The sequence below is a fragment of the Nocardia sp. CA-128927 genome, assembly GCF_050955855.1.
Taxonomy (GTDB): Bacteria; Actinomycetota; Actinomycetes; order Mycobacteriales; family Mycobacteriaceae; genus Nocardia.
This window is the reverse complement of sequence record NZ_CP192087.1, coordinates 7438497-7455482: the sequence shown is the minus strand read 5'-3', so window position 1 is coordinate 7455482 and position 16986 is coordinate 7438497. Positions and strand designations below refer to the sequence as shown.

The following is a 16986-nucleotide window of genomic DNA, read 5'->3' as shown; positions in this document are numbered from 1 at the left end:
TCAGCGCGCGGGGAGGTAGGCGATTCCGTGCGCACCCTGGCTGTTCACCGTGTCCACCTCCAGCGTGGCCCGCACGGCGCACCGGTCGACATCGACCACGCTGACGGTGCCTGACTGGAGGTTGCTGACGAAACCCGTTGCGCCGTCCGGGGTCGCGCAGACGTTGATCGGCGCCTTACCGATCTCGGCGTGCCCGAGCGGCTCGTAGGTGTCGGCGTCGTAGATCGACAGCAGATCGTCGCCGTCGGTCCGCCACTGACCGACGAGCAGCTTGCCGGTGCTCGTGACGCACACCGGGCCCGGCGCGCCCGCGATCGGAATGCTGTGCACCACGGTGTCGGTGCCGACGTCGATCACCTGCACCGCGTACACATCCGCCGGGTCCGGCGACAACGACAACGCGGGCGTCGCGACGAACATCCGCGAACCATCCGGCGACAGCGCCAGACCTTCGCTGCCCGACACCGGAACTCGCCGCGCCTCCCGTTGACCGGTCGGGTCGAGCACCGACACGAACGGCGCCCGCTTGTTGGTGGTGTACGCCTTCTTGCCGTCCGGCGTGACCACCACCCAATGCGGGACCGCCGCATCGGCACTCACCCGATGTAGCGGGCGCCTCGTGTGCAGATCAATCGCGAGTAGCGCGCCGGGACCGGCCGGGCCCTCCTCGACACTGGCGTACAGCACCTCGCCGTCGATGTGCAGCCCGTGCGGCGCGTGCTCCGGCGAGATGTCGAGCACCTCGACGATTTCGTGCCTATCGACATCGACGATGGTGATCTCGTGGCTCTCGGCTTCGTGCGCGAGCCAGATCCCCGCGCGGTAGGTGTGGCTCGCGTACAGCAGCCGGGTGCGCGGATCGAAGCACAACTCGTGGCCCTGCGGGAGGACGTCGAGCTGTGCTCTGCGGGTGTGCGTGGTGAGGTCGAAGAAGCTCAGTGTGCAGCCGCCCTGGCTGAGGACCGCGAGCTGAGCGCCGGGTTCGAAAGCAGTGGACATGAGAGTTGTGCGTCCTTCCGACAAGGGGTTTCATTCGGCAGGACGGCGCCGTCTGGATCAACGCTAAGACTCGCCGGGGGTTATCACCAGTGCAATGTTGGTAATCAGCCATTGCGCTGGTGATAATCCAGGGATGGAGGCGCTGGACATGAATCTGCTGGTAGCACTGGACGCGCTGCTGGAAACGAACAGCGTCACCCGGGCCGCCGAACGGCTGCACACCTCGGCCCCGGCGATGAGCCGGACGCTGGCCAGGCTCCGTCGGGCGCTCGGCGACCCGCTGCTGGTGCGGGCCGGCCGCACCCTGGTGCCGACGCCACGCGCGCTGGAATTGCGTTACGAGGTCAGCATTCTGGTCGAGCAGGGGCGGGCGCTGCTGACGCCGCGCGGCGCGATCGATCCCGGCGCGCTGAAGCGGAACTTCGCGGTGCAGGCGGGGGACATGGTGCTCACCGAGCTGGCCGCGCCGCTGCTGGCCGCCGTGCGCGCGCAGGCGCCAGGGGTGACGTTGCGCTTCCTGCCCGACACCCTCGAAGGCACCGCGGCGATGCGCGACGGCCGCGTCGATATCGAGGTAGGGGTGATCGACCACGCCGATCCGGAGACGACAGTGCGGCGAGTGCTCGGCGATCGGATCATCGGGATCGCCGCCGCCGATCATCCGCTGGTCACCGAGCGGGTGACAGTCGCCAGGTTCGCGGCGGCGGCGCACCTGAGCGTTTCGCGAAATGGTTACGCGCGCGGGCCGATCGACGACCGGTTGGCGTTGCACGGCCGCACCCGCCGGGTGGTCGCCACGGTGGCGAATCTGACCACCGCGTTGTTCGCGGTGCACGGCAGCGATCTGATCTGCCCCGGACCCGCGTTGTTGAGCAGGTCGGCGTTGCCCGCGCTCGGCTTGGGCACGTTCGAGATTCCGCTGCCGCTGCCGGAAGTCGCGATCGGCATGGCCTGGCATCCGCGCAACACCGCCGACAGCGGGCATCGCTGGCTGCGCGAGCTGATCGAAACGATCCTGACCAGGTCGATGGCGCCTACTTAGGCGGGCTCGACAACCGGTAGTCGCGCGGCGTTTCGGTGGCGCGTTCGGGTTGGTAGCTGTTCGAGTTCAGGTCTGTCGCAGGTGGTCCGAAGACGTCGGAGCGACCTAGTGGGGCCGCCGCGGTCTTCTTCAGTTCGTCCAGCATCGCCTGCAGCTTGTCGACGTGGGAGTTGTCGACCGGGATCAGGTCTTCGTCGGCGCGGTGCGCACCGGTCAGCGCGCTGCCGTTCGTCTCCGGTGCCGAGCCGTTGGTGGTGCCGCGGCTGTAGTCGCTGCTGTCCGGCGACGGGGGGACCATGCTCTCGTACGGATTCTCGTGCGGGGTGGTGAAGTTCTGGTACGACGAGGCGGCGGGTTCGCGCGGCGCGGTGAAGCTCGACTGTCGGATGGGCAGCGGCTCGCGTGGCGTCGGCGCGGTGAAGTTCGTGGACGGCGCCGGGATCGGCTCGCGCGGTGTGGGCGCGGTGAAGTTCTGCGACGGTGCCGGGGTCGGCTCGTACGCCGCGGGTTCGCGTGGTGCGCTGAAGGTGCGTTGTGGCAGGGAGTTTGCTTCGTGTGCCGCGGAGTCACGGGCCGGTGGTGTCTCGCGGGGGCCGGGCGAACCCTCGTAGCGCCGGGAGACGCTCTCCCTGGTCGCGGTGGCGTTCTCGCGGGCCGCTGTGGTGTTGTCTCTCGCGGTCTGTGCGAGCTCGTGCGAGCTGCCGATGCTTTCCCGGACGGTGGGAGTGGTCACGGCGGAAACGGATTCGCGCTGCGGCGGGACGCTCGGCTCGACCGTCGCGGAGTTCCGGCGGGACGCGGCGCGCGGTAGTGGACGCTCGGCGCGCGCGGTGTCCGGCGCGGCATGCGACGGACCACTGCCGGATTCGACCTTCTCCAGTCGTCCGTCGATGCCCGAAATGTCCTGCCCGGCACGGAAAGCCCACGCCTCGAGCTTGGCCAGCCGCGCCTCGACGCTGCGATCAGCGGGCACGACGGTGGCAATGTCGATCCCGTCGACACCGTCGACCCTGGCCGCCACCGCGTCCAGCTTGTCGCCGACCTCACGGAGAACCGCCGCGATGCTCGACAGCATCGCGCCGATCGACTCGCCGGCCGCCTCTTGACCGTGCTCCATCCAGTAACCCACTTCCCCGTATCGGCCCAGCTCGCACTCGGCCGGACGATTCTATCCGCCCAGTTGGAAATACGCGGTCCACGACGAAGCCTCGCTGACGCTCCGCTTCGTCGTGCCGACGCTGTGTTGTCGGTTCGCTCCGCTCATGCCGCGCTGACGCTCGGCTCTGTCGTGCGCCGACGCTGTGTTGTCGGTTCGCGGACCGGTTCGGTACCGGCCCCTTGGATCTGATCGAAGCAGCGTAGGCGGGCCGTCCTGCGCCGTTGCAAGCGGAGGTCGACGCGATCCGGTTTGTCCGGAACAGATCTGCTTACCAATCGGCACCTGCCGAGGCGCACCCCGACGTAGCCTAAGCGTTTTCTCGCTCCGGTGGCAGACCGAAGGGCGTGCGACGGCGCACACGGGCGCGTGGCGCGGCGAAGTCGCAGGATGGCGGTTACTGTCAATCCACCGACATATGCGTGTCGTTGTGGCCGCCCACTGCGGCGAAATTCCTTGTGGCACAGCCTACACCAGGCGTTCAACCGGAAATCTGCCAGTGTGGCGCACCCGGGCGCGGGGTAAAGGGGACTGGCGAGGTTTGCGAGACTGGCGCACTCTTGATCTATGGCGTAGGTCGCCAGACCTGCGGTGGTTTGGGCAGGGGAGTGGTCGCGTGAGAACGAAGCAGCGGGCGGAGATCGCCTGCGGTCGCCAGGCGATGCTCGCCGAGTTGGGTATAGCGGACGGTCCGGGCAGAGCCCTCAGGCGGTCCGGCGGATACGGCTGTAAGTGTCCGGAATGTGACGCCGCGCAATGGGATATGCGGCGATTGAAATACTGGGTGTGCGGCAGGTTGCTGGCGTATGGCGCCGAAGTGGCCGAGGTGGATCGCCGGGTAGATGGGCTGCCCGTGGACATCTACTGGCGCAAAGGTGACCGCGAGTTCGTCATCGAGGTGCGCAGCGGTGCGCTGGAACGCTCTCTCGCGCAGGAACATACGGATCGGTTGCGGGCGGCCGGCATCGAGGACGTGCTATGGCTGTGCCCGCCCGGCTACTGGGTCGATCATCTGCACGCGCTCGGCGTCGCCGATTTCGCCCCGCCCGCATGCGATTACCAGACGGTGGCGGGCGTGCTGGACACCGTGCACAGCGCGGTGGCCTCGCCGCGCAGGCACCCGCTCGAGCTGCGCGACTTCATCAGCGGCTGGGTCAGCGGCGAGATCGTGTGGGGATATCGTGATGTGACGACAGGAGGTTGGGCCGCCGTGGCCGACTGGGAGCATCACACGAAAACGCAGGCGATGATCATCGCCCGGCAGCGTCAGGAGCTGGTCAACCAGCGCACCACGCTCGCCCTGTCCCGGAAAACCGTGCGCGACAAGCAGAAACATCTGATGAAGCTGACCACCCGGTTGGAGCGGGCCGAGCAGGAGGCGCAGGAGCGGGCCGATTCACTCGCCCAGGCGCGCCGCAAACTCGACGACCATCATCGGCTCGACACGTCGCTGCGCAACACCATCAAGCATCTGCAACAGACCATCAATCACTGGCAGCTGGTGACCTGCTGCGCGATGATGCTGATCGTCACGTTCCTGGCGGGCGCGATGGTGGTGCGCTGAGCCGAAACGGGCCACGGTCCCAACGCCATTCGTTGCGTAGCACGAGGGCGATGAAGTCGAGTAGCTCCAGGCCGGTGTTGTCGCGGATCTGTCGGATCGCGGACCATGGTGCCGGGCCGTGCTCGACGAGGTCGGTCAGTTGAGCCGTGCTTTTCGCGTCGACCTTCCGGGCGAGCAGATCGGGGAGGCCGATCAGGCTGCCGGTCCAGACGAGCCAGCCCCAGCCCTTGCTGTGTGCGTAGGTGCGACCCGCGGCGGCTCTTGCTCGATTGACGTGGAAGGCAACGTGTCCGAGCGGTTGAACATCGATCAGCACGACCCGGCCGTCGGTGAGGCGGGCGGCGATGCTCGGATAGCTGAGTTGCTCCGTGCCGTCGATGTCGTAGCTGACGGCGCCGGGTTGTTCCTGGAATGAGTCGACGAGGTCGCTCGCGTTGAGAATCCACAGCAGTCGCGCCTCCAACCCGGAGTCGAACGGGACGTCTCGGCCGACCTTGTCCAGGTAGAAGTGTCCGCGCCCGTCGTCGTCGCTGTCGACGGTGCGGGCGGATGTCACGGGTAGCGCGTCCGGTGTTGCCGATCCCGGCCAATCCACTTGCCCCAGCCACGGATTCAGCTGACTCGTCGCGCGCGGTTCCGCGTCGCGCAGTTTGGCCAGTCGCCGGTTCGTCTTCTTCTGCCAGGCCGCGATCCGTTGCGTCACGAATCCCGCGACCCGTTTGGCATCCTCGGAGGCGTGCCCGGCCAGCCGCAACTTCAAGTACGACAGCTCATTTGCCGCGATATCGGTGTCGGTGGCATAGGTCTCCACCAGCAACGCGCGGACCAGTTGCTGGTCGCGGGCATGGATCGGATAGCGCTCGGCGAACACACTCGCAACTCGATGCCCGCTCAGCTGAGCGTTGCGAATCAGCTGTCCCACGGCCTTGGTGTGCAACTGCCGGATCCGGTCGCGGGACAGGTCGTAGCGCGCGCCGATCTTGGCCAGCGTCTCGGGTTGCTCGCCGGTGACGCCGAGCCGATAGGACAGGATCTCGCCGTCCTTGGCCTTGCGGTCCGCCTGCAACGCGATCAACTCCGCCAGCAGTTCGTTGACTTCCTCGAGCCCGAACGAGATGTCGTCCTGCAGATCGAGTAGCTCGGGGTCCGTCCCCTCCGCCGCAGCGGCGAGAGCCTCGACCTCCCGGCTTGCCGTCACGCTGCGACCCCCTGGCTCGGTTTCATGTGCGGCTCAGCCTAATGCCGACCACCGACAATTCCGCCGCACCGACGGGGACGCCCGTGTCAGACTCCTAGCTGCTCAGCTGCCAGCGCGGTGCCGTCGATGCGCGCCTTGATCTTGGCGAACGCCGTGTCCCGCGAGGTGGAGACTGGGTTTGCTCTGCTCGCCGTCAGTGACGGCTGGCGACCCTATCCCTTCTAGTGCGCGGATAGTGTCACGGACGGCCCGTTCTTGAACGGGTCCTCGACTTCGCTGCGCGCGGCGGCGAGTAGGGAGTCGAGCAATCCGGGGAACCGTGCGTCGAGGTCTTCGCGACGCAACGACTGCAGCGTCTCGCGGCCGGATACGCGCTGCCAGATGATGCCTGCGTCGCGCAGCACTCGGTAGTGGTGGGTCAGGTTCGACTTCGGCACGCCGTCCACGATCGAGCCGCAAGTGTGCTCACACCCATCGGCCAGCACTCGAACGATGCACAGCCGCAGTGGATTCCCCACGGCCGAGAGCACGTTCGCCAACTGGATCTGCGCCCGTTCGGGATGTGCCGTCATCACGATACCCAGGATAGCGCGACTGTTGACAAACAGTCGAACTGTACGTAAGTCTTTGAACAGTTCAACGGACTTGAAAGGTCGCCGCCAAATGCGTGCTAACAGTCCCCGATTCGACGACAAGATCGCCCTCATCACCGGCGGCACCAGCGGCATGGGGCTGGCGACCGCCCGTCGCCTGCTCGACGAGGGCGCGCGGGTGGTCATCACGGGCCGCGACAAGGGCCGCCTCGACGCCGCCGTCAAGGAGCTGGACGGCGGGGATCGCGTGCTCGCGGTCTCCGGCGACGCCGCGAATCTCGCCGACCTCGACACACTGACGGCCGCGATCAAGAACCGATTCGGCCGACTGGACGTGGTCTTCGCCAACGCAGGCATCGGCGCGTTCCAACAGGTCACCGACGTCACCGAGGACGAGTTCTACCGCGTAGTCGACATCAACTTCAAAGGAGTGTTCTTCACCATCCAGAAGACCCTCCCGCTACTGGCCGACCACGGTGCGATCGTGATCAACGCATCGTTCGCACTGCACCGAGGCAGCCCCGGCGCCGCCCTCTACTCGGCAACCAAAGCGGCAGTACACAACCTGGCACGCACATTGGCAGCTGAACTGGCACCCAAGCGAATTCGAGTCAATTCCGTAAGCCCCGGGTACACCGCCACCCCGGCGTTCGAGGCGGAAGCCTCGCCCGAAATCCAGGCCGCCGCCGTAGCCTCAGTTGCTGCGGGTCGCATCGGCACATCCGAAGAGGTCGCCGCCGCAGTCGCTTTCCTCGCTTCAGACGAAGGTGCTTACATCAACGGACAAGACCTACTCATCGATGGAGGTCTGGTCTCCGTCACCCCTGCGGCCATGATCTAAGCCCACGCCGAACGTGAATCCCGATTCGCCGTAGGAACACTCGCCCTACGCTACTGGTCGGTCGCACCTACTCGTCGAGGTGTGATCGACCCGACCGGGTATCCAGATCACCAAACGCCACCGAACCCGTAGCGGCAGCCTCTACACCCTGCCGAGATTCGCCCTCCACTCCAAACCGCTTGTGACGCAACCACAGCCAGATGACCACGCCGGAACCTCCACGCCGTGCACCTGACTGATAACTAAAGCCGGGTACCCCGCCTGACGCGCCCAGCACTACTCACGGGAAAACGTGGGTAGGTCTTCAGCTCTATGGACTGTGCTCGTCGGGGGAGTCTGTAGAAGTGCCTATCGGGTAGGTGCACGTTTCCGACCCACCAGCCAACCTACGGACCACCCCCACCCCCCAGATCAGTTCCAGATCACCACCAGATCATCCGAAACCGAACGCGGGACCGATTGGGTGCACAACAAGAAAGGCCCCCTCGAAAGGGGGCCTGACCTGGTACTACGGTGGTGCGCGATACTGGGATTGAACCAGTGACCTCTTCCGTGTCAGGGAAGCGCTCTCCCGCTGAGCTAATCGCGCGAGGTGGAGACGGGAATCGAACCCGTGTGCACGGCTTTGCAGGCCGTTGCCTCACCACTCGGCCACTCCACCGTGCGAAGGGGGACGGCTAAACTAGTTTCGCCTGGCCCTACCTCTTCGAGCGGATGACGGGATTCGAACCCGCGACCCTCACCTTGGCAAGGTGATGCGCTACCACTGCGCTACATCCGCATTTTGCATCTCGGCGGCTGTTCTGGCCTCCGTGGTGCGAGACAGAACATTAGCGGACGCCCGGTGAAAGCTACAAATCCGCTGGTAGAACGGGGGAAATCGGCGAGGTTGCCAGAGTGGCGGAGGTGACCGGTGTGGTTTGGGAGGCTCCGGCGACCCAATCCGATCGTCCGAAGCGCGCTGAACAGGGGAGCGGGACCTCATCTCCACCCCTGTCGAGACACCCTGCCGCCCACCACCTTCCGCCCCTGTCCGGGTGGCGATTTGGTGAACCGCCGGTGGCGCATGCTAATGTTCCATCTCGTTCGGAGGGCGTTCCCGCGCCACCCGGCCCGCCACCATGTGGCATGAGTTCAGGTCCCATAGCTCAGCGGGAGAGCGTCCGCCTCACACGCGGAAGGTCGCTGGTTCGAAACCAGCTGGGACCACCATAGAGGGCTTATTCGAAACACCGTCTGCTCGTTGGGCGGTGTTTCGTTGTTTCTGGGCCTGCTTCAACCTCGTTTGAGGCTGGGGGCCGGTTCAGTCAGTCGTTGGGTGCGTCGTCGGTATTTGGCCGTCCAGGTAGTGGGTGGTCCATGAAACCGTCGGCGAAGAACATCATCGAGCCGCATCGGCCGCAGCGGTAGGCGTGCTGTTTGATCACTTGCTGACCCAACTCGCTGGGGTGCTCGGTCAGGAAACCTGGGTGGCCGGTGACGAAGCCGAGTATCCCGATGTAGGTTCGCTGGCGTTGACACCATGGACAGTTCAGGTCGACGGATTCTCGCTGACGGCGAAGTTCGGCTTCGCTCTGCGCTATCCGCTGCTGCGTCTGTTCGAGGTAACGTCTGGCATCCTCCAGGGACACGCGCTGTGGTTCACCCCAGGGCCCTTCGTATGCGCCGTCGACCGCGGTTCGAAGATGCGCGAATTCTGCTTCGCTGCGGCGGACGACCCGCGTACCACGGAGTCCGCCCTCGACGCGGAAGGTGATCTCCGCGCGTGAGATCCCCTTCGGTAGCCCTGCGGTTATCCGGACTCGCTTCGGGTCGTCCGCGTCTGTCTTGAAGTCGATGTTCGGGACCTTCACACCCGGCACGCTACCGGGATGAATCGAAGGGGTGGGTTCTGTGCCAATGACCGTCGGCTGAACGTTCCACAGAATTCGGCACAGGTGAACTCCCGGTAGCTCAACGTCGCAGCCACTCACGCGAGAGAAGTTGCCGCAGCTGTTATTCCGTGTGGAGGATCGCTGAAACGCTTCCGGCGCTGAAAGCGGGAACGGGATCGTCCGTACGGGCCTCCGATAGCGGGAGCACGGCCACCACCGCGAGGGGGACGGCCGAGCGGATCCTGCTGGAATCGGAGTCCTGCAAGAATTTCCAGGCTAGCGGAGGCTAGGCTAGGTGACCGGCGGGGGTTGTACGAACACCACGCTGTCGGGAACGGCACCGACCCGCGGCGGTGGTTTGCGCTCAGCGTCAGTCGATTGCTCGGGGCTGTCGATGGCGGACTCGGGTTCTTCAGCCTGTTCGGAATCGTCGGCGGGGTTGTCGGTCATGGCGCCACCTTGTTTCGGTCGGACCGTTCCAATCCATCAAGTATCGCAGCGATTCTCGATGAGAATCCCTGAATGGGCGGATGCTGATCCCAGTCCGACGTGACCTGTCAAGCGTTGCGGACGCCCGCTGTCACCGATTGCAGATCGCTTCTGTCGCCGGGAAGGGGACGTAGCTCGTCCTTCCCGTTTCCTGGACCGCCGATCGGGCAATACGCCCTGGAACGAAAGACCCGAAGGTCGGGGGGATCTTTTGTGTCTTGGTGAGTGGGAGCATGGGGTGGTGATCGAGCGCCGATTGTTCGGTCAGCACCGGCTCTTTGGGGCAAAGCTGTGACGAGGATTGAGCGCGCTGGCTGTGTGACGAGGGTGGCAGTCATGCGTGGACGTTGTCGGGGCGGGGGTTCCCGCCCTCGCCCGAAAACCGTTCTGAGTAGGACTGATTCGAGAATGTGGGTCAGGAGTCCTTGTTAGGATCGCGGGGTGTATCAAGCGTGGGGGGTTTCACACGTGAACGGCGTGTCGCACCGCTGAGGGAATCAACGCGATGATCGTTGTCAGGAGTACTGCGGAGCTGCGGCGAGCGTTGGCGGAACCGCGTAGGCAGGGCAAGAGTGTTGGGTACGTGCCCACCATGGGTGCTCTGCATGAAGGACACCTGGCGCTCGTGCGGGCGGCGCGGGGGCGGGATGACGTGGTGGTGGCCTCGGTCTTCGTCAATCCGTTGCAGTTCGGGCCGAACGAGGACTTCGAGACCTACCCCCGGGACGAGGAACGCGACCTGGGGCTCTGCGAGAAGGCGGAGGCGGATATCGCGTGGTTGCCTACGGCGGAGGAGCTGTTTCCGCCTGGGTTCGGGGTGACTGTTGCGGTGCCGCGGCTTTCGGGAGTGCTATGTGGGGAGGGGCGGCCTACCCACTTCGCCGGGGTTACTACGGAGCTGTCGAAGATCTTGATTCTGCTTGCGCCGACCGCGGTGTATCTGGGGGAGAAGGACTTTCAACAGTTGGTGGTGATGAAGGCGGTTGTGCGGGATCTGGGGTTGCCGGTCGAGGTTCGGTCGGTGCCTACCGTGCGGGAAGTGGACGGTCTGGCGCTGTCATCCAGGAATGCCTACCTTGCTGTCGACGAACGGCCGGTCGCCGCATCGCTGTTTCGTACTTTGTCGGAGCTCGCAACACAGCTGCGAGCGGAAACCGAGCCGGTCGAGGCCGTGCTCGCCGAGGGCCGTCGGGCACTGACCGAAGCGGGTGTGAACCGGATCGACTACCTGGAACTGGTCGACAGCGAAACCCTCGACCCGGTCCCCGCAGCCACCCCGGGCAACCGGCTGGTGGCAGCAATCGGGATCGGGAGTACCCGCCTGATCGACAACGTAGCGATTTAACCTCCGGCGTCCGCGAAGGGCGCCGGAACGGGGGCGCGGGAGGCGACGATGGACATGATGACGGACCTGCTGGAGGTCGTGACGGCCGATGTCGACGCGCGCCGGATACCGGGAGCGGTCATCGCGGTCACGGCGGGCGGGTCGCTGATCGACTTGCAGACCGTCGGCACCATCGACCCGAACAGCGGGCGGCCGATGCAGGAAGACGCTGTGTTTCGCATCTACTCCATGACGAAGGTCTTCACCGCGCTGGCGGCGTTGACGATGGTGGCAGAAGACCGACTCCGACTGGATGACCCGGTCGCACAGTGGCTGCCGTGCTTCACCGGCACCCGTGTCGAAGCGGCCGGTGCGCTGCGGCCACCGAGTCGACCACTCGTGGTCGAGGATCTGATGCGCCAGACCGCCGGCATCGGCGGCGGCTACCACACCTCGGCGAACACCAAGCCGTACTACGAGCACGTAGAGCTGCGGAAATACGAACATCGGACCGAGTCGCCCACGCTGGACGACGTCGTACGGAAACTCGCGACGCTGCCAATCGCCGCCGATCCGGGGACCGTCTGGGAGTACGGCATGGCCATGGACGTCCTCGGCCGCATTCTCGAAATAGCAGACAGCCGACCACTCGACGAGATCATCGATCAACGGGTCTGCCGCCCACTCGGACTGCGCGACACCGGCTTCAGCGTTCAGCGACCGGATCGCGTCGCACAACCGTTCACGAACGGAACCCCACCGGGACTCGTGACACACCAGGAAACCCCGGCCTGGCTGTCAGCGGGGTCCGGCGGCTATTCAACCGCCATCGACTTTGCCAAGCTGCTCTGCGCAATCGCCCCCGACCGTGACGGCGAACTGTTCATCCCCGCACTAGGTCCCATCACCCGCGAACTCTTCATCGATCAGATCGGACCACTCGCAGGCAGCGGCCCCGACTACATCCCGGGCAAGGGCTACGGCTTCTCCTACGGACTCCACGTGCCGAGTGGCGATCCGACCTGGGCAGCGCAGGATCCGCACGCGCACACCGTAGGTTGGCTCGGCCGCGCCGCAACCTCCTTCGTCCACGACATCCCCAGCGGGGTGGGCGCGATCCTGATGACCCAGTGCTACGGCCGAGCCGTCCACTACCGCGATCAAGTCCGCACAATCGTTGCGAGACACCAGGCCTCGTCATGGACGTAACCTCCGACGAACCGGTCGTCCTGGTAGACGGCTTGCGCAAGAAATACGGCCCAGTCCTCGCCCTGAACGAGATAAACCTGGCAATCGGTCGCGGCGAGATCTTCGGTCTGCTGGGCCGCAACGGCGCAGGCAAGACCACGGCGCTGGACATCATCTGCGGACTCGTTAAGCCGACCGCTGGCCGGGTGCAGGTATTCGGCACCGACGTCCGCAAGCACGGCCGACGAGTCCGCCGACACATCGGCTATGTCCCGCAAGACAATACGGTCTACCTGGCCATGACGGTCTGGCAGAACCTGCGCTTCTCCGCGATCGTGCGCGGGATGCCGCGCGCCACCGCGCGGCGCAGGGCAGCCGAGGTGATGGAGCGACTCGGCCTCAGCCGGATCGCGGACCGGGGCGGAGCACACCTATCGGGCGGTGAACGCCGTCGACTGTCGATCGGCATGGGCATCGTGCATTCGCCACCCCTGATGGTCCTGGACGAACCGAGTACCGGCGTCGACATCGATTCCCGCCACGCCATCCACAACCTGCTCAGGGAAATGCGCGGCGAAGGTTCGACGATCCTCTACACCACGCACCACCTGGAGGAAGCCGAAATCCTTTGCGACAGAATCGGTGTGCTCGATGCGGGATCGATCATCGTCACGGCTGACGTGAAGAGCTTTGTGGCCGAATACGGTAGCCCGTATTGCGAGATCGTCAGCGACGAGGCGGCGGCCGTGACGACTCTGCTGCATGACGCGCTCCCCGACACCGGAATTACGTTGCACGGCAGGCAGATTCGGGTGGCGGCACAACAGGCGGAGATCCTTCCCACGGTTGTCCGGGTGCTCGACGAGAGCCACGTCCCCATCAAGGACGTGCGATTGGTCCCGATCTCCCTGGAAAACGCGTTCCTGCAAGCGATCGAGCAGGCGCGATGACGATCACCTGGGCATTCATCCGCAAAGAGTTGGCCACCTGGCGTCAGGACCCAACGCTTTTCGTCTTCCTCTTCGCCGCACCGCTGCTGATGCAAGCGCTGCTCAGCGACGCCTTCTCCGGAATCACCGGCAGCGCAGGCGCAAACCAGACCGTCCCGGGCTTCACGATCATGTTCGGCTTCTACACCATGATGTTCATGGGCACGTCGCACTATCGCGAACATGCCTCAGGCGCATGGAGTTTGGTGCGAACCAGCGGCCTGTCCAGGGGAATGATGGCGATCCAGCTCGCGATCCCGTACTTCCTTCTCTCGTCGCTGCAGATGGCACTGTTGATCGTCACCGGGCGGGTGCTGTTCGGCGGAACGATCAACGGATCGCTGATCGCGCTGACCGTCCTCATCCTGACCATCGCGTGGACCGCCATCGCCCTTGGGCTGGTGCTGATCTCACTCACTCGAAACGTCTCGGCCATGCAAAACCTGTGCCAGCTCGTGGTTCTCGGCATGGGCGCGGTCGGTGGCGCCGTCGTCCCGGTCCGGCTGCTGCCGAGCTGGAACCGCCCACTCGCCCCGCTGACCCCGCAGTACTGGGCGGTGGACGGCATGAAAAGCGTTCTCGCACAACGCGGGGGACTGGCAAGTATCGCGCCGAACCTCCTCGTGCTCGCCGGTTGGGCCTGCGTCCTGTCGATCATCGCGACCTTCGCCTTCGATCCAGGAACGCAGCGTCGCGTCGCCATTCGCTGAAGGCGGAATCGCCGCAAGGTAATCGGAGGTGTCTCAACAATGGGAGAGTCAAGGGGACGGGTCATCCAGTCATGGTCCAGACAAGGTGTGGAACCACCACCGAGAATCGTCGGCGGCGACGGTTGCCGATTCTTCGACGCCGCGGGACGGTCCTATCTCGACTTCGGCTCCCAGCTCGTCAACGCGAACCTGGGACACAGCCGCACCGAAGTCCAAGAGGCAGTGCAGAAGCAGGTGGCCACCATGGCAACACTGGGCCGCCCCTGGGACATCGAGATCGTCGAGGAGTTGGCGGATCGACTCGCCGAAGTCACGCCGGGTGACCTCAACTCATTCTTCTTCGCCTGCAGCGGAACCGAGGCGAACGAGGCCGCGATCCGCCTGGCCCGGGCATACACCGGCCGCAGCAAAGTGATCGCGCGCTACCGCTCGTACCACGGCAGCACGGCAGGCGCCCTCACACTGACCGGCGAGCCACGCCGTTGGGTCGGCGAACCGGGAATGCCAGGCGTGGTACGGATGCTCGACCCCTACACCTACCGATGCCCAGCCGGACATCCCACGCCGTGCCCGGTGTGCACGGGCGCACCGCATCTGAGGGAACTGCTCCAGTACGAGGGCGCCGAAAACGTGGCAGCGGTGATCATCGAACCCATCACCGGCATCAACGGCGTGATCGTCCCGCCCGACGGCTACCTACAGTCGATCCGCGATGTATGCACCGAACACGGGATCATGCTGATCTTCGACGAGGTGATGACCGGCTTCGGCCGCACCGGAAGCTGGTTCGCCTGCGACCGCTGGGGTGTGGTCCCCGACATCATCACTTGCGCAAAGGGTCTCACCGCCGGGTACGTGCCGCTGGCGGCCGTCGCCGTGAGCGACCGGCTCTCCGGCTGGCTCCAGGACTCGGTCTTCCCGTACGGATTGACCCACAGTGCCCATCCCGTCGGCTGTGCGGCGGCAGTAGCCGTATTGGGCGTCTATCAGAAGGAACGCCTCATCGAACGCGCGGAACGGCTCGGCTCGCTGATCGAGACAGAACTGCGCGAACTGGCAGAACGACATCCGTCGATCGGGGACATCCGAGGATGCGGATGCTTCTGGGGCATCGAACTGGTCACCAACCGCGAGACCAAGGAACCACTCGTCCCGTTCAACCCGAATGCCGCTGCCGCCGAGCCGATGACGAGGCTGACCGCCGAGGCCTTCCGCAAGGGCTTGTACCTGCTCACCCACTGGAACCTCATCCTGGTATGCCCGCCGCTGATCATCGAAGAGGCCGAGATACGCGAAGGAATGGCCATGCTGGACGAAACCTTGTCCATCGCTGACGAATACGTCGTCGGCAACGACTGATGACAGCCAAAGTCTCGATCTGTGAGCTCGTCGCGAAGACAGCGGCGGAGCGGCCGCTGGAATGCGCCGTCAAAGTTCGCGGTTTCACCGCGGCCACCAGCGATGAGATCAACTGGCGGGATCTCGTGGCCAAGTCGCACGAGCGGGCAGAAGCCCACCGAAAGAACGGTTTACATGCGGGCGATGTCGCCGCCGTCGCACTTTCGTCGGGAATCGGCCACGTCGTGGCAACCCTGGCGCTGTGGGAGGTCGGCGCCGCAGTCATCCCGGTGGACCACCGGTGGTCCGACGCAACGAAATCCGACATCGTCGACCGATATCCCCGTGGCTGGGTCGTCGAAGGAAGCGACCTGGAGCTGATTTCCTATCACCGTCGGGACGCGCCGATTCCGGAACTACCGGACGGACTCCCGAGATCGGTGTCGCTATCCGGCGGAACCACCGGCGTCCCCAAACTCATCATCAGAAACCGGCCCTGGGCGTACGCCGAGTCGGGACCACTCAGCAGCAAAGAACGCGAACGGGGACTGGCCTACGGCCAGACCCAAATCGTCGGACTTCCGCTGTACCACGCGGGTTTCGGAGCCCTCTACCACGGCCTCGCGCTAGGTCACCGCATTGTCATACCCGGGAACGCCTCGCCCAAGCTGTTCCTCGAACTGCTCAAATCCGAACGGGTGCAGGTACTTCGGACCGTGCCCGCGCAGATGGGCACGCTGATCGATGCGAGTGGCATGGACAGCCGCTGGTTCTCCTCGCTCCAACTGGTCGTCCACACCGCCGCGAGGTGCCCCGATTCGGTGAAACGCCGTTGGCTGGAACTGATCGACGCGACCAAGGTGTACGAGGAATACGGCAGCGTCGAACGAATCGGTGTCCTCAGCATCCGCGGCGACGAGTGGCTCCAGCATCCCGGCTCTGTCGGCCGTCCGGTCCACTGTTCGATTCGAATCCTGGACGAATTCCACCAGGAGGTCGCCGCCGGGACAACCGGCGAACTGTTCATGACCGACGAAAATGCCGGACAGCCAACCTATCTCGGCACCGGCGTGAAACTGGCAGAGGTAGCCGGACACTTCAGCGTCGGCGACCTCGCGTGGATGGACACCAACGGCTACGTGACGTTGGTGGGCCGCAAGGACGACGCCATCAACGTCGGCGGCGTGAAGGTCTTCCCGCGAGACATCGAGCGAATCCTGGAACGCCACAACGCCGTACGTGACGTCCGTGTCTGCGCAATGCCCGATCCCGCACTCGGGGAGGTCGTGCACGCCGAGGTCAGCTTGAATAGCGTTGACCCAGAACAGGTCTCAGCCGAGCTATGGCGCAGCTGCCGCGACGAGCTGACCAGGGCCCAGACGCCCCGAGCGATCGAAATCGTGGACAACGTGCACCGGACCGCGTCCGGCAAGCTGCGGCGAAAGGACTGACGACCGTGCAGAAACGGATATGGACCGTCGTCGGGCGGGTATGCGGCACCGGCTACACCGAACCAACCGCGAACTTCTACGAACTCGGCGGTGACTCACTACTCGCGGGCGAACTGATGTCCGCGTTACGAGCGGAATTCGCCGTCGACCTCCCGATGAACCTCCTGTTCGAGGCGAATGACATGGGAACATTCGTCGAAGACGCTGTGCTACTAGTCGATTCGTAGAGT

At 65.0% G+C, this 16986-nt stretch carries 16 protein-coding genes and 4 tRNA genes; 12 read left to right on the top strand and 8 right to left on the bottom strand.

Features of this window, described 5'->3' with window-relative positions; translation table 11 throughout:
- On the bottom strand, positions 1-999 hold the full coding sequence (locus ACQPW1_RS34285; RefSeq protein ID WP_433656236.1) for a YncE family protein: 999 nt from the start codon (positions 997-999) through the stop codon (positions 1-3).
- Positions 1000-1132: 133 nt separating this feature from the next.
- Here ACQPW1_RS34285 and ACQPW1_RS34280 point away from each other — a divergent pair, with 133 nt between their 5' ends.
- A complete protein-coding gene (locus tag ACQPW1_RS34280; RefSeq protein ID WP_433656234.1) occupies positions 1133-2041 on the top strand; it encodes a LysR family transcriptional regulator in 909 nt (302 codons plus the stop codon).
- Here ACQPW1_RS34280 and ACQPW1_RS34275 read toward each other — a convergent pair.
- A complete protein-coding gene (locus ACQPW1_RS34275; protein ID WP_433656232.1) occupies positions 2034-3158 on the bottom strand; it encodes a hypothetical protein in 1125 nt (374 codons plus the stop codon). The genes ACQPW1_RS34280 and ACQPW1_RS34275 overlap by 8 nt on opposite strands.
- Positions 3159-3813: 655 nt before the next feature.
- Between ACQPW1_RS34275 and ACQPW1_RS34270 the strand changes: the two genes are divergently transcribed.
- Complete coding sequence (locus ACQPW1_RS34270; protein ID WP_433656230.1) at positions 3814-4761, top strand: hypothetical protein; 948 nt, start codon at positions 3814-3816, stop codon at positions 4759-4761.
- On the opposite strand, the gene ACQPW1_RS34265 is transcribed toward ACQPW1_RS34270, so the two are convergent.
- A complete protein-coding gene (locus ACQPW1_RS34265; protein WP_433656228.1) occupies positions 4727-5959 on the bottom strand; it encodes a sigma factor-like helix-turn-helix DNA-binding protein in 1233 nt (410 codons plus the stop codon). The two genes, ACQPW1_RS34270 and ACQPW1_RS34265, sit on opposite strands and share 35 nt — an antisense overlap.
- Before the next feature lie 221 nt (positions 5960-6180).
- Positions 6181-6531: an ArsR/SmtB family transcription factor gene (locus tag ACQPW1_RS34260; protein WP_433665409.1), complete on the bottom strand. Its 351-nt coding sequence runs from the start codon at positions 6529-6531 to the stop codon at positions 6181-6183.
- Positions 6532-6622: 91 nt separating this feature from the next.
- On the opposite strand from ACQPW1_RS34260, the gene ACQPW1_RS34255 reads away from it, so the two are divergent.
- Positions 6623-7393, top strand: coding sequence for a glucose 1-dehydrogenase (locus ACQPW1_RS34255; protein ID WP_433656226.1), 771 nt, complete (start codon positions 6623-6625; stop codon positions 7391-7393).
- A gap of 514 nt (positions 7394-7907) precedes the next feature.
- Here the strand turns inward: ACQPW1_RS34255 and ACQPW1_RS34250 are convergent.
- The 3 genes from ACQPW1_RS34250 to ACQPW1_RS34240 form a co-directional block, all read right to left on the bottom strand.
- Positions 7908-7982, bottom strand: a tRNA-Val gene (locus ACQPW1_RS34250).
- A 1-nt stretch (position 7983) separates the two neighbouring features.
- Positions 7984-8054: transfer RNA gene (locus ACQPW1_RS34245), tRNA-Cys, on the bottom strand.
- A gap of 48 nt (positions 8055-8102) precedes the next feature.
- Positions 8103-8174 (bottom strand) — tRNA-Gly (locus tag ACQPW1_RS34240).
- A gap of 356 nt (positions 8175-8530) precedes the next feature.
- Here ACQPW1_RS34240 and ACQPW1_RS34235 point away from each other — a divergent pair.
- Positions 8531-8605 (top strand) — tRNA-Val (locus ACQPW1_RS34235).
- Between the two features lie 140 nt (positions 8606-8745).
- Entirely contained in the window at positions 8746-9162 is a 417-nt protein-coding gene (locus ACQPW1_RS34230) for a hypothetical protein (protein ID WP_433656224.1), read from the top strand.
- Between the two features lie 396 nt (positions 9163-9558).
- On the opposite strand, the gene ACQPW1_RS34225 is transcribed toward ACQPW1_RS34230, so the two are convergent.
- Positions 9559-9717, bottom strand: coding sequence for a hypothetical protein (locus tag ACQPW1_RS34225; protein ID WP_433656222.1), 159 nt, complete (start codon positions 9715-9717; stop codon positions 9559-9561).
- 544 nt (positions 9718-10261) lie between these two features.
- Between ACQPW1_RS34225 and panC the strand changes: the two genes are divergently transcribed.
- From panC to ACQPW1_RS34190, 7 genes are read left to right on the top strand one after another with little or no spacing between them, the layout of a single operon-like run.
- Positions 10262-11101 (top strand): pantoate--beta-alanine ligase, encoded by an 840-nt coding sequence (gene panC, locus ACQPW1_RS34220; RefSeq protein WP_433656220.1) that lies wholly within the window; start codon positions 10262-10264, stop codon positions 11099-11101.
- Positions 11102-11149: 48 nt separating this feature from the next.
- Complete coding sequence (locus tag ACQPW1_RS34215) at positions 11150-12289, top strand: serine hydrolase domain-containing protein (protein ID WP_433656218.1); 1140 nt, start codon at positions 11150-11152, stop codon at positions 12287-12289.
- Positions 12280-13218 (top strand): ABC transporter ATP-binding protein, encoded by a 939-nt coding sequence (locus tag ACQPW1_RS34210; protein ID WP_433656216.1) that lies wholly within the window; start codon positions 12280-12282, stop codon positions 13216-13218. Before ACQPW1_RS34215 ends, ACQPW1_RS34210 begins: the two co-directional genes overlap by 10 nt.
- Complete coding sequence (locus ACQPW1_RS34205; RefSeq protein ID WP_433656215.1) at positions 13215-13967, top strand: ABC transporter permease; 753 nt, start codon at positions 13215-13217, stop codon at positions 13965-13967. The genes ACQPW1_RS34210 and ACQPW1_RS34205 overlap by 4 nt, the downstream gene beginning before the upstream one ends.
- 39 nt (positions 13968-14006) lie before the next feature.
- Positions 14007-15326: an aminotransferase class III-fold pyridoxal phosphate-dependent enzyme gene (locus ACQPW1_RS34200; RefSeq protein ID WP_433656213.1), complete on the top strand. Its 1320-nt coding sequence runs from the start codon at positions 14007-14009 to the stop codon at positions 15324-15326.
- Positions 15326-16756: a class I adenylate-forming enzyme family protein gene (locus ACQPW1_RS34195; RefSeq protein ID WP_433656211.1), complete on the top strand. Its 1431-nt coding sequence runs from the start codon at positions 15326-15328 to the stop codon at positions 16754-16756. The genes ACQPW1_RS34200 and ACQPW1_RS34195 overlap by 1 nt, the downstream gene beginning before the upstream one ends.
- A 5-nt stretch (positions 16757-16761) precedes the next feature.
- Positions 16762-16983 carry a phosphopantetheine-binding protein gene (locus ACQPW1_RS34190; protein ID WP_433656209.1) on the top strand — a complete coding sequence of 74 codons (222 nt, stop codon included), beginning with the start codon at positions 16762-16764 and terminating at the stop codon, positions 16981-16983.
- Positions 16984-16986: the final 3 nt, after the last annotated feature.

Coding starts and splice junctions, on each gene's coding strand:
- ACQPW1_RS34200 (WP_433656213.1), top strand. CDS start 14,007: ATGGGAGAGTCAAGGGGACGGGTCATCCAGTCATGGTCCAGACAAGGT.
- ACQPW1_RS34255 (WP_433656226.1), top strand. CDS start 6,623: ATGCGTGCTAACAGTCCCCGATTCGACGACAAGATCGCCCTCATCACC.
- ACQPW1_RS34260 (WP_433665409.1), bottom strand. CDS start 6,531: ATGACGGCACATCCCGAACGGGCGCAGATCCAGTTGGCGAACGTGCTC.
- panC (WP_433656220.1), top strand. CDS start 10,262: ATGATCGTTGTCAGGAGTACTGCGGAGCTGCGGCGAGCGTTGGCGGAA.
- ACQPW1_RS34275 (WP_433656232.1), bottom strand. CDS start 3,158: ATGGAGCACGGTCAAGAGGCGGCCGGCGAGTCGATCGGCGCGATGCTG.
- ACQPW1_RS34205 (WP_433656215.1), top strand. CDS start 13,215: ATGACGATCACCTGGGCATTCATCCGCAAAGAGTTGGCCACCTGGCGT.
- ACQPW1_RS34215 (WP_433656218.1), top strand. CDS start 11,150: ATGGACATGATGACGGACCTGCTGGAGGTCGTGACGGCCGATGTCGAC.
- ACQPW1_RS34195 (WP_433656211.1), top strand. CDS start 15,326: ATGACAGCCAAAGTCTCGATCTGTGAGCTCGTCGCGAAGACAGCGGCG.
- ACQPW1_RS34285 (WP_433656236.1), bottom strand. CDS start 999: ATGTCCACTGCTTTCGAACCCGGCGCTCAGCTCGCGGTCCTCAGCCAG.
- ACQPW1_RS34280 (WP_433656234.1), top strand. CDS start 1,133: ATGGAGGCGCTGGACATGAATCTGCTGGTAGCACTGGACGCGCTGCTG.
- ACQPW1_RS34210 (WP_433656216.1), top strand. CDS start 12,280: ATGGACGTAACCTCCGACGAACCGGTCGTCCTGGTAGACGGCTTGCGC.
- ACQPW1_RS34225 (WP_433656222.1), bottom strand. CDS start 9,717: ATGACCGACAACCCCGCCGACGATTCCGAACAGGCTGAAGAACCCGAG.